Source organism: Sanguibacter inulinus, assembly GCF_013415325.1.
GTDB lineage: Bacteria > Actinomycetota > Actinomycetes > Actinomycetales > Cellulomonadaceae > Sanguibacter > Sanguibacter inulinus.
The window spans coordinates 44,237-54,859 of record NZ_JACBYE010000027.1 but is presented as its reverse complement, the minus strand read 5'-3'; the positions used below and the strand labels follow the sequence as shown (position 1 = coordinate 54,859).

Genomic DNA, 10,623 nt, shown 5'->3' with positions numbered 1-10,623 from the left:
GGCTAGCAAGGGCTAGCAAGGGCTAGCAAGGGCTAGCAAGGGCTAGCAAGGGCTAGCAAGGGCTAGCAAGGGCTAGCAAGGGCTAGCAAGGGCTAGCAAGGGCTAGCAAGGGCTAGCAAGGGCTAGCCTCGACCTCAGGGGCTCGACCGCGCCCCCAGACACCTCGGACGAGGCACCACCGAGAGGACCACCATGTTCAGTGCAGACCAGGCGTTCTGCGGGTTCGCCGTCGACGACACCGCCGCAGCCCGCAGCTTCTACGCCGACGTCCTCGGGATCGAGGTCACCGGCGACGACCACGGCATGCTCGAGCTCCACCTGGGCAGCGGCGCCCACGTCCTCGTGTACCCCAAGGACACCCACCACCCCGCCGAGCACACCATCCTCAACTTCCCCGTAGAGGACATCGACAGCGCCGTCGACGACCTCCTCGGGCGCGGGGTGACGTTCATCCGCTACGAGGGCGTGGACGACCGCGGGATCATGCGCGGGCGCGGCCCGGACATCGCGTGGTTCACAGACCCGGCCGGGAACATCCTCTCGGTCATCGGGCAGCCGACCGAGGGTTAGACCCTGCTGCGCGAGCCTTCAGCGAGCCGTTCGCGTGAGGTTCCCCGACAGCCACGGCTGCAGAGACGACAGACGCCCTGCGACCGGTCTGGTCGCAGGGCGTCTGTGATGCTGTCACCGGTCGAGGACCGGGTCGGGTCGTCGCCCTCGGGCGTCGACCGTCGTGTCAGGACTTGTCGCTGGTCGGACCCTCGTCAGGTCCCCGAAGGTCCTCGATCGCCGGCGCGCCGGGGTCGGGCTCGATCGCGATGTCCGCGACGGGAGTCGTGCGCAGCGCCTCGGCCTGGCCGGCCGGGACCCCGTCACGGCTGCGGGTCTTCGTGTCCCCGCCGGCCCGTGGCTCGTGGCTGCGGTGCGTGGTCGCCTTGACCTTCGCGATGATGTTCGCGAAGGGCGACACCGCAGGACGCTCGAGCGGTGCGTCGACCTCGAGACCGTAGTAGTCGCCGATGTGGCTGAGGAACGCCGCCCGGCGAGCCTTCGCGTACGCCCGGTCTTCCCGGGAGAACGCGATGTACGTCGACCAGCAGATGCCGATCATGATCACCGAGAACGGCAGCGCGATGATGATCGCCGCGGTCTTGAGCGCCTCGAGACCACCCGAGAGCAGCAGCGCGATGGCCAGGAGCGACGTCGCGCAGGCGAAGAACACCCGGACCCAGCGGCGCGGTTCCGGGTCGCCGCCCGAGGCGAGCATGCCCATGACGAGCGAGCCCGAGTCCGCCGAGGTGACGAAGAAGATCGCGATGAGGACGAGCGCACCGATCGTCAGGACCGAGCCGCCGGGCAGCTGGTCGAGGAGGGAGAAGAGCGCACCCTCGATGTTGACCTGGCCACCCTCGGTGAGGCTGCCGGGGTTGTCGAGCTCCATCTTGAGCGCGGCACCGCCGAGGACCGCGAACCACAGGGCGGTGATCATCGTCGGCACGAGGATGACACCCGCGACGAACTGACGGACCGTCCGACCACGCGAGATCCGCGCGATGAAGACACCGACGAAGGGCGCCCACGAGATCCACCAGCCCCAGTAGAACGTCGTCCAGCTGGCCTGCCAGGCCTCGCCGTCCGCGCCGGCGAAGGCACTGACGTTGAGCGAGGCCCCGATGAACCCCTGGAGGTACGTGCCGATCGACTGGACGAACTCACGCAGCAGGAACTGCGTCGGCCCGGCGAAGAGCACGAAGGCCAGGATCACGGCCGCGAGCATGAGGTTGGCGTTCGAGAGCCACTTCATGCCCTTGGTGACGCCCGAGACGACCGAGAACAGCACGAAGCAGGTGATGATGAGGATGAGGATGACGTCCATCGTCTGCGTCGGCTCGACGATGCCGGCGCTGTCCAGACCCGCGCTGATCTGCAAGACCCCGAGACCGAGCGAGGTCGCCACGCCGAAGAGCGTGCCGACGAGGGCGATGACGTCGATCGCGTCACCCCAGCGACCGCGGACACGGCGTCCGAGCAGCGGCTCGAGGGTCCAGCGGATCGAGATGGGGCGGCGCCGGCGGTGGATCGCGTAGGCCAGGGCGAGCCCGATGACCACGTAGATCGACCAGGCGTGCACACCCCAGTGCAGGAACGTCTGCGACATCGCCTGCTGTGCGAGCTGCGCCGGTGTCCCCTCGACGCCGGGGCGCGGGGAGACGAAGTGGCTCAGCGGCTCGCTGACGCCGTAGAACACCAGACCGATGCCCATGCCAGCGGCGAACAGCAGGGAGAACCACGACAGGACCGAGAACTCCGGCTCGTCGTCGTCACGACCCAGCTTGATGTCGCCGAATCGGCTGAAGCCCATCCACAGGCAGAAGACCACGAAGGCCGCAGCGATGAGGACGTAGTACCAGTTGAAGTTGGCGACGATCGTGCCCTGCACCGAGGCGAAGGCTCGTTCTGAGGCCTCAGGTGCGATGATCGCGAGCGCCGCGAAGACGAGGACGATGATGGCCGCGGGCCAGAACACCGCCCGGTGGATTCCGTTCTTGCTCGTACCTTCCATGGCGTGAACCCTAGGGGTTCAGGCTCCGAGCGGCATGCGGAGAGTACGTGAGCATCGCCTCACTCGCGACATCTACGGCTCTGTCGTTGGGCTCGCCCGGCTCACGGCTGCCGCCGGAGCAGGACCACGCGGACACGTGAGCAGACGACAGGGGTCGGCGCTACACTCGGGCGGCTGCGCGCGTACGCACTCCGCACTCGCGCCAGGAGTCACCGGACAGGATCGAGGAGGTCGGACGTGACGCACGACCGGCCCGTCGACCCCGATCTCGACACGGATGCGACAGACGCGGCCGCCCGGGCAGTCCCCCAGCACCTGCGCTGGTCCAGCGTCGCGCTCGTCGCCGTCGGCGGGACGCTCGGCGCGGCGCTGCGTGAGCTCCTCGTCCTCGCGTTCCCGGTCACCGGCAGCCTCGACGTGGTGATCTTCTGCATCAACTTCAGCGGGGCCCTCGCCCTCGGTGTCCTCCTCGAGTCCCTCGTGCGCAGCGGTCCTGAGGACGACCGCCGTCGTCACCTGCGTCTGCTGCTGGGCACCGGTGTCCTCGGCGGCTACACGACGTACAGCACCCTCGCGACGCAGACAGCTCGCCTCGTGGGCGACGGTCAGGCTGGGCTGGCCGTGCTCTACTCCCTCGGGACGCTGCTGCTCGGCGCCCTCGCGACCTGGACCGGCATCGCCCTGGCCTCCTGGCTCCGACGACCGAGGCGCAGCCGGAGGTCTGCATGAGCGAGGTCAGCCCACTCCTCTTCCTCGCCGTCGCGCTCGCAGGAGGGCTCGGCGCAGCCTGCCGCTTCGTCCTCGACGGGCTCGTGAGGTCACGGACCTCCGGTGACTATCCGCTGGGGACGATGATCATCAACGTCACGGGCTCGTTGCTCCTCGGGCTGCTCACGGGCCTCGGCCTCACCCACCTCGCCTCTGACGAGCTCGTCCTCGTCCTGGGGACAGGTCTGCTCGGGGGGTACACGACCTTCTCGACAGCCAGCATGGAGACAGTCCGACTGCTCCAGGCTGGCCGCTACGCCGCGTCCCTGCTCGCCGGCCTCGGGATGCTCGCCGCGTCGGTCGCCGCAGCCGGCCTCGGCCTGTGGCTCGGCGGGCTCGGGGGGTAGACGCGCTGGAGCGTCGTCCCCCACTCGGTGGGGCGACCGGACCGGTGCCCCGCTACCCGCCCCGCCCCGGCCGACGCGGCTGCGCGGCGACGACGCCTGGTGCGAAGGGGTCTTCGGGCCAGGAGTGCTTGGGGTACCGCCGGCGCAGCTCGGCGCGGACCTGCGGATAGCCCGTCGCCCAGAACGACGCCAGGTCAGCGGTCACCGCGGCCGGTCTCCGCGCCGGGGACAGCAGGTGGAGCAGCAGCGGGACCCGCCCGCCCGCCAGACGTGGTGCCTCGCGCCACCCGAAGGCCTCTTGGACCTTGAGCGCGGCGACGGGCTGGTCTGCCGAGTAGTCGACCTTGACGCTGCCCCCGCCGGGCAGGGGCACCCGCTCGGGTGCGAGCTCGTCGAGGCGCCCGGCCTCGGGCCACGGGAGCAGCCGTCGCAGGGCTGACGTCACGTCGATGCGGCGCAGGTCGTCGGCGCGTCGCACCCGGGCGAGGTCGGTCCCGAGCCACCTGTCGAGCCCGTCGAGCAGGGCCTCGTCGCTCATGTCGGGCCACGGGTCGCCGAGCGCGCCGTGCAGGAACGCCAGGCGGGCCCTTAGCGCGACAGCCGAGTCCTTCCACGGGAGGGCGCCCAGGCCGTCGCGGGCGAGACCATCGCGGACCGCGGCGACCACCCGCTCACGCGGCGGGTCGGTCAGCCTGTCGGAGGTCAGCTCGATCGCGCCGAGCGACGTGGTGCGCCGGGCGACGACGCGGCCGGACGTCCAGGTGACGGACTCGTCGTCGTGCAGGGACGAGGACGCCGCGTCGAGGGCGAGGTCTTCGTCGAGGGGCGCGGCAGAGCGGACCGTCGCGTCGCGGCGGCCTGCGCCGCGGTCGGCGTCGGCGACCGCGATCCAGTCGTACCCGCTGAGCGCCGACCCCGGGGCGAGGGCCGCGCCGGTGCCCGAGACCATGAGGTACGTCGAGCCGTTCGGACGTCGCCGCGCGATCCTGTCCGGGTGGGCGAGGGCGACCACGAGGCCGACCGTGAGGTCGAGGCTGAGCGAGCGGGTGCGCGCCGCCCCGCCCGAGGACCGGCGGGCGAGCGACTCGAGCCTGGAGACCTGACCGCGCCACGTCGGCGACGGCACAGACCCCGCCCGCAGCCCGCGGACCGCGGCGACGAGGTCGCCGCCGGGAGCGCGGACGTCCTCGGACAGGAGCGCGACGACCTCGGCTGCGGCGCGCGGGCCGACGACGTCCGAGCCGTCGAGGAGCGCGCGGGCCAGCCGCGGGTCGACGGGGACACCGGCGATCCGTCGACCGCGCGCCGTGACGGTGCCGTCCTCCTCGACCGCGCCGAGCCCGACCAGGGTCTGGCGTGCGACGGCGCTCGCCGCGGGCGGCGGTGGGTCCATGAGGGCGAGGGCCGACCCGTCGGGCGATCCCCAGCAAGAGAGCTCGAGCGCGAAAGACGTGAGGTCGGCCGTGAGGATCTCCGGGACGGGGTGCGCCGGGAGCCGCACGTGGTCGGCCTCCGTCCAGCACCTGTAGACGGCACCCGGGCCTTCACGACCGGCGCGACCGGCGCGCTGCTCGGCCGAGGCCCGGCTGACGCGGACCGTGACGAGTCCCGAGAGCCCGCGCCGGTGGTCGACCCGCGGCTCTCTGGACAGCCCTGCGTCGACGACGACCCGCACACCGGGGACCGTGAGCGACGACTCGGCGACGACCGTCGAGACGACCACCCGTCGGCGCGGTCCGGCGCTCAGCGCCAGGTCCTGCTGGGCTGTGGGCAGCCTGCCGTGCAGCGGACGGACGTCGGCGTCGACCCCGGCGAGCCGCCGCGAGACGACGTCGACCTCCCGCGCTCCGGGCACGAAGACCAGGACGTCACCCTCACGCTCGTCGAGCGCACGCCGCGTCGTGGCGGCCACGTGGTCGAGGAAGGCCGGGGTGACACCGCGGTCGTCGAGGGCCACCACGCGGGACGGCGGCGGGGCCCACACCTGGGCGACCGGGTGGAGCGCCCCCGGCACGGTGACCACGGGGACAGCCGGCCCTGCTCCACCCACGACGGCGGCCGTGCGCTCGGCCTCGACCGTCGCCGACATCGCCACGAGCACGAGGTCCTCGCGCAGGTTCGCGCGCACGTCGACGAGGAGGGCGAGCGCGAGGTCGGCGTCGAGCTGACGCTCGTGGCACTCGTCGAGGACGACCGCGGTCACCCCGTCCAGGCCAGGGTCGCGCTGGAGCCGCCGGAGCAGCACACCCGTGGTGACGACCTCGACACGGGTCGAGGCGCTCGTCGTCGACTCCCCGCGCACCGAGTAGCCGACGGTCTGGCCGAGAGGTTCGCCGAGCAGCTGGGCGAGGCGGCGCGCGGCAGCGCGGGCCGCGACCCGGCGAGGTTGTGTGACGACCACCCTCCCAGGGCCGAGCAGGTCCGCGAGCGCGGGCGGGACCAGGGTCGTCTTGCCGGTCCCGGGCGGTGCCTGCACGACGACAGCTCCGCTGCTCCGCACGGCCTCTGCCAGGGCGGGCAGCGCGGACCGGACCGGAAGGTCGGGTGGGTCGGCGAGCAGTCGGGCTATCGGGTCGGCGGGCACAGGAGCATTCTCTCCTGTGCGCAGACGGGTGTGGTGCCGCTGACCTGCGAGAGGGACCTTCGGCACTGTCGAGCCCCTGTGACCGGTGGGACGCTCGGCGGACAGGGGAGAACGAGCGGAGGAGGAGCGACGATGCTCTCGACCGAGGTGATCGAACGGGTGCTGGCGACTGCTGTGCGGGCGCCGAGCGTGCACAACACGCAGCCGTGGCAGGTGACGGTGCGTGGTGACGCGATCGAGGTGCGGGCCGACCCGGCCCGCACCCTGCGTCATACGGACCCGCAGGGGCGTGAGGCGACGATCAGCTGTGGGGCGCTCGTCGACCACGCTGTCGTGGCTGCCCGCCGGGAGGGGCTCGACGCGCAGGTGGTCTTGCTACCCGACGGGCCTGAGGGGCGGCTGGCGCGGATCGTGCTGTCTCAGGGCCCTGCACCGAGCGCGTCTGAGCTCGAGCTGTCGGTGGCTGCTGTGCACAGGCGGACGAGCCGTACGCTGCTCGACGACCTGGCCGTGGATGGTGCGGTCGCGCAGTCGCTCCAGGCTGTCGTCGCCGACGCGCAGGCTCATCTGGTGCTGCTGCCGGCCTCGAGCGCGGCGCGTGGCATCGTGCTGAGGGAGGTCGAGCGGGCTGAGCGTCTGGCCTCGGAGGACGAGGTAGGGACCACCGAGGAGGCCGTGTGGTCGGGTCCTGCGCAGGGGCGTGAGGACGGGGTACCTGTCGCGGACGGGTGGGAGAACCGCCCGGCACGCGAGGCACGAGCGGGGTCGCGGCGTCTGACCGACCGGTTCCGGGCCAGTCCGGACGCGCAGGAGCAGGGCAGCGCGGACGCGCAGGGTCGGGGCAGTCCGGACGCGCAGGAGCACGGTGCTGTCCTGGCGCTGCTCACGACGCCCGCGGACACCGCCCAGGACTGGCTGGTGGCGGGCAGGGCGCTGAGTCGCATGCTGCTCACAGCCTCGGTCCACGGGCTGGCGGCGTCCTTCGCGACGACTGTCCTGGAGAACCCGACGACCCGGCACGAGGTGGTCCGCTCGCTCGGGCTCGTCGGTGCCCCGCAGATGCTCGTCCAGCTGGGCTACGGCGAGCCCGGGCCGAGGTCGTCGCGGCGGCCTGTGACGGGGACGCAGACGCGCAGCGGGTGATCCCCGGGCGATGAGAGGATTCACCCCATGACTGCCTCTCTCGTCGCCCGCGGGCTCGGTGCCGCGCACGCTGACCGCACCCTGTTCTCGGGGCTCGACCTCGTCGTGAGCCCCGGGGACGTGGTGGGGCTGGTGGGGGCCAACGGTGCCGGGAAGTCGACGCTGCTGCGTCTGCTCGCGGGCGCCGCGCAGCCGGAGGCCGGCTCGGTGTCGCTCTCCCCCGCCGACGCCATCGTCGGGTGGTTGCCGCAGGAGGTCGAGCGCGTCGCGGGCGAGACGGTCCGCGCACACCTGGCGCGCCGCACCGGGGTCGCCGAGGCTCAGGCGGCCTTCGAGCAGACGACCGAGGCGCTCGGTGCCGGGGAGCCCGGAGCCGACGACGCCTACGCCGTGGCCTTCGACCGCTGGATGGCGATCGGCGCCGCGGACCTCGACGACAGGCTCGGGGCCGTCCTCGCGGACCTCGGGCTCGACGTCGACCCTGAGCACCTCATGACGGGGCTCTCGGGTGGTCAGGCGGCCCGGGTGGGCCTGGCCGCGCTGCTGCTCTCGCGCTTCGACGTCCTGCTGCTCGACGAGCCGACCAACGACCTCGACCTCGACGGGCTGCGCAGGCTCGAAGAGTTCGTCGCCTCCCAGCGGGCCGCGGTGGTGGTGGTCAGCCACGACCGCGAGTTCCTCGCCCGGTGCGTCACCCGGGTGGTCGAGCTCGACCTCGCGCAGCAGCAGGTGTCCGTCTACTCGGGTGGCTACGAGGCGTACCTCGAGGAACGTGCGACAGCGCGCCGCCACGCCCGTGAGGAGTACGACGAGTACGCCGACAAGAAGTCCGGGCTCGAGGCGCGTGCCCGGATGCAGCGGGGCTGGATGGCCAAGGGCGTGCGCAACGCTGCCCGCAAGTCCGACCCCGACAAGTTCATCCGGGCCGCGCACCGCGAGGGCTCGGAGAAGCAGGCGTCGAAGGCGCGCCAGACCGACAAGATGATCGAGCGCCTCGAGGAGGTCGTCGAGCCGCGCAAGGAGTGGGAGCTGCGCTACGAGATCTTGGCGGCCCCGCGAGGCTCGCGCGTGGTCGCCTCGCTCGCCGGAGCCGTGGTGCACCTCGGGACGCCGGGCGTCGAGGGCGGCGCCGAGGGGGGTGGCTTCACGCTCGGTCCGGTGACGCTGGCTGTCGAGTCCGGTGAGCGGATCGCGATCACGGGGGCCAACGGCGCCGGCAAGTCCACGCTGCTGGGTGTGCTGCTCGGTCGGGTGCCGCTCGACGACGGCACGGCGTCCCTCGGGACGAGCGTCGCGGTCGGGGAGATCGACCAGGCGCGCTCGCAGCTCGGGGACGACGGGCCTCTCGCCCTCGCCTTCTCCCGTCAGGTGCCCGACTGGCCCGAGGCCGAGGTCCGGACGCTGCTGGCCAAGTTCGGGCTGCGCGGGGACCACGTCGGCCGTCCTGTGGGGTCGTTGTCCCCCGGGGAGCGGACGAGGGCTGCCCTCGCCCTGCTGCAGGCCCGGGGTGTGAACCTGCTCGTCCTCGACGAGCCGACCAACCACCTCGACCTGCCGGCGATCGAGCAGCTGGAGGAGGCCCTCGACTCCTACGACGGCACGCTGCTGCTCGTCACGCACGACCGCAGGATGCTCGACGCCGTGCGGGTGGACCGCCGGTGGTCGGTCGACGCGGGCCAGGTCACCGACAGTCCCGCATGACCTCGGTCGGGGCGCTGTCATGGCTCGCCAGGTTTTCCACCCGGTGCCGACGTGAGATTTTGTGGCGCAGGTCACATCCGCTGGCTACTGTGACGACTATGGCGACCCTGACGAGCGCGAGCACGCGACCGTCGGCGCGCACGGCGAGCCACTGGATCGCCGCCGTGACCTCGGTCGTCCTGGCCTCCTCGGTCACCTCGTGCAGCGCCCCGTCAGCCGACGTCACCGACGCCTACGCCTTCCTCGACGACGCGATGGACAGGTGCGGGACCGGCGACGACCTCCGCCTGCCGCCCAGCTATCTCAGCGGTGTCCCGGCCGAGGACTCCCCCGACGCGTCCTACGTCTACGACGTGGCCGTCACGACCATCGCCTACACGGCCCGCGGCACCCGCGACGACCTGGCTCGGGCGACGACCCTCGCCGCGTCGCTCGTCTCCCTCCAGCAGTCCGACCCCGACGCCGACGGCCGGCTGCGCAACGCCTACGCGTGCACGGCGCCGTCCGGCGGCGAGCCCGGCTCGCTCACCGACGCCACGAGCACAGGCAACATGGCCTGGGCCGGGCTCGCCCTGCTGCAGGTGCACGCGGCCGAGGACGACCCCGCCACCCTCGAGGCAGCGGTGCGCCTGGGCACCTGGATCCACACCGTGACCGCCGACGACCGCGGCGCCGGCGGGTACACCGGAGGTCTCGGCGACGACGGCGACCCGGTCCTGTGGAAGTCGTCGGAGCACAACATCGACGTCGCCGCCTTCTTCCTCATGCTCGCCCAGGCCACAGGCGATCCCGTCTGGGGCACCCGGGCCTCCTCCGCCCTCGCCGTCGTGACCAGCCTGCAGGACCCGAGCACCGGTCACTTCTGGGTCGGGACCGAGACCGACGGCGAGACCACCAACACCGACGACTACGTCCCCGAGGACGTCCAGGCGTGGGCCTCCCTCGTGCTCCCCGGCGACGACGCCTCCCGCGCTCTCGACTGGGCGACCGAGAACCTGCTCGTCGGCGACGACGGTCAGCGCGGCGCCACGGTCGGCGACGGCGCCGACCCGAGCGGCACCGTGTGGCTCGAGGGCACCGCGCACCTGGCGTGCGCGCTGCGGGTCCGCGACCTCGAGCGCGACGCCGCGCTCGCCGAGGAGCTCCTCGGGACGGTGACCTCGGCCCAGGCCGACGGCCCTGACGGCACGCCCCGCGGCATCCCCGCAGCCACGCAGGACGGGACCGCCGGCGGCGACAGCACCATCTACGACGCCCTGCACACAGGCACGACAGCCTGGTTCGTGCTCGCAGCGCAGGGCTCCAACCCCTTCAGCGACGACGACCGCACCTAGGTCAGCACCCCCACGAGCCCGCGCCCTCGTCCTCCCCACGGCGTGAACCTCCCTCCCCGGAGACCGCACGCAGCACCGCAGCTGCGCAGCCCTCACCCTCCCTGACGAACCGTCGTGGGTCACCCAGGTGACCTCTCCGGCCGGACCACGTGCCCCCTCCCCCGTCGTGCCGTGGCCGCCACC

The 10,623-nt window shown here is 72.5% G+C and carries 8 protein-coding genes; 6 read left to right on the top strand and 2 right to left on the bottom strand.

The features are described from left to right. The first annotated feature begins 192 nt into the window (after window positions 1-192). Entirely contained in the window at window positions 193-570 is a 378-nt protein-coding gene (locus HZZ10_RS11695) for a VOC family protein (protein WP_179913643.1), read from the top strand. Between the two features lie 166 nt (window positions 571-736). Here HZZ10_RS11695 and HZZ10_RS11690 read toward each other — a convergent pair whose 3' ends face one another. Beyond that, window positions 737-2,563 carry a BCCT family transporter gene (locus tag HZZ10_RS11690; RefSeq protein WP_179913642.1) on the bottom strand — a complete coding sequence of 609 codons (1,827 nt, stop codon included), beginning with the start codon at window positions 2,561-2,563 and terminating at the stop codon, window positions 737-739. Between the two features lie 237 nt (window positions 2,564-2,800). On the opposite strand from HZZ10_RS11690, the gene HZZ10_RS11685 reads away from it, so the two are divergent. Next, window positions 2,801-3,292, top strand: a complete 492-nt coding sequence (locus tag HZZ10_RS11685; RefSeq protein WP_179913641.1) for a fluoride efflux transporter FluC — start codon at window positions 2,801-2,803, stop codon at window positions 3,290-3,292. Next, window positions 3,289-3,678, top strand: a complete 390-nt coding sequence (gene crcB, locus HZZ10_RS11680) for a fluoride efflux transporter CrcB (protein ID WP_179913640.1) — start codon at window positions 3,289-3,291, stop codon at window positions 3,676-3,678. Before HZZ10_RS11685 ends, crcB begins: the two co-directional genes overlap by 4 nt. 52 nt (window positions 3,679-3,730) lie before the next feature. Here the strand turns inward: crcB and hrpB are convergent, their stop codons facing one another. After that, window positions 3,731-6,262, bottom strand: a complete 2,532-nt coding sequence (hrpB, locus tag HZZ10_RS11675) for an ATP-dependent helicase HrpB (protein ID WP_308507562.1) — start codon at window positions 6,260-6,262, stop codon at window positions 3,731-3,733. Between the two features lie 132 nt (window positions 6,263-6,394). Between hrpB and HZZ10_RS11670 the strand changes: the two genes are divergently transcribed. The 3 genes from HZZ10_RS11670 to HZZ10_RS11660 all read left to right on the top strand — a co-directional run bounded on the left by HZZ10_RS11670 (window position 6,395) and on the right by HZZ10_RS11660 (window position 10,440). Further along, window positions 6,395-7,405, top strand: coding sequence for an Acg family FMN-binding oxidoreductase (locus HZZ10_RS11670; protein ID WP_179913639.1), 1,011 nt, complete (start codon window positions 6,395-6,397; stop codon window positions 7,403-7,405). 27 nt (window positions 7,406-7,432) lie between these two features. Beyond that, window positions 7,433-9,106, top strand: coding sequence for an ABC-F family ATP-binding cassette domain-containing protein (locus HZZ10_RS11665; RefSeq protein WP_179913638.1), 1,674 nt, complete (start codon window positions 7,433-7,435; stop codon window positions 9,104-9,106). A 98-nt stretch (window positions 9,107-9,204) separates the two neighbouring features. After that, window positions 9,205-10,440 carry a hypothetical protein gene (locus HZZ10_RS11660; protein ID WP_179913637.1) on the top strand — a complete coding sequence of 412 codons (1,236 nt, stop codon included), beginning with the start codon at window positions 9,205-9,207 and terminating at the stop codon, window positions 10,438-10,440. Window positions 10,441-10,623: the final 183 nt, after the last annotated feature.

What these genes read in the sequence shown, in the direction of transcription:
- HZZ10_RS11695 (WP_179913643.1), top strand. Translation starts at nt 193, where the DNA reads ATGTTCAGTGCAGACCAGGCGTTCTGCGGGTTCGCCGTCGACGACACC.
- HZZ10_RS11690 (WP_179913642.1), bottom strand. Translation starts at nt 2,563, where the DNA reads ATGGAAGGTACGAGCAAGAACGGAATCCACCGGGCGGTGTTCTGGCCC.
- crcB (WP_179913640.1), top strand. Translation starts at nt 3,289, where the DNA reads ATGAGCGAGGTCAGCCCACTCCTCTTCCTCGCCGTCGCGCTCGCAGGA.
- HZZ10_RS11670 (WP_179913639.1), top strand. Translation starts at nt 6,395, where the DNA reads ATGCTCTCGACCGAGGTGATCGAACGGGTGCTGGCGACTGCTGTGCGG.
- HZZ10_RS11665 (WP_179913638.1), top strand. Translation starts at nt 7,433, where the DNA reads ATGACTGCCTCTCTCGTCGCCCGCGGGCTCGGTGCCGCGCACGCTGAC.
- HZZ10_RS11660 (WP_179913637.1), top strand. Translation starts at nt 9,205, where the DNA reads ATGGCGACCCTGACGAGCGCGAGCACGCGACCGTCGGCGCGCACGGCG.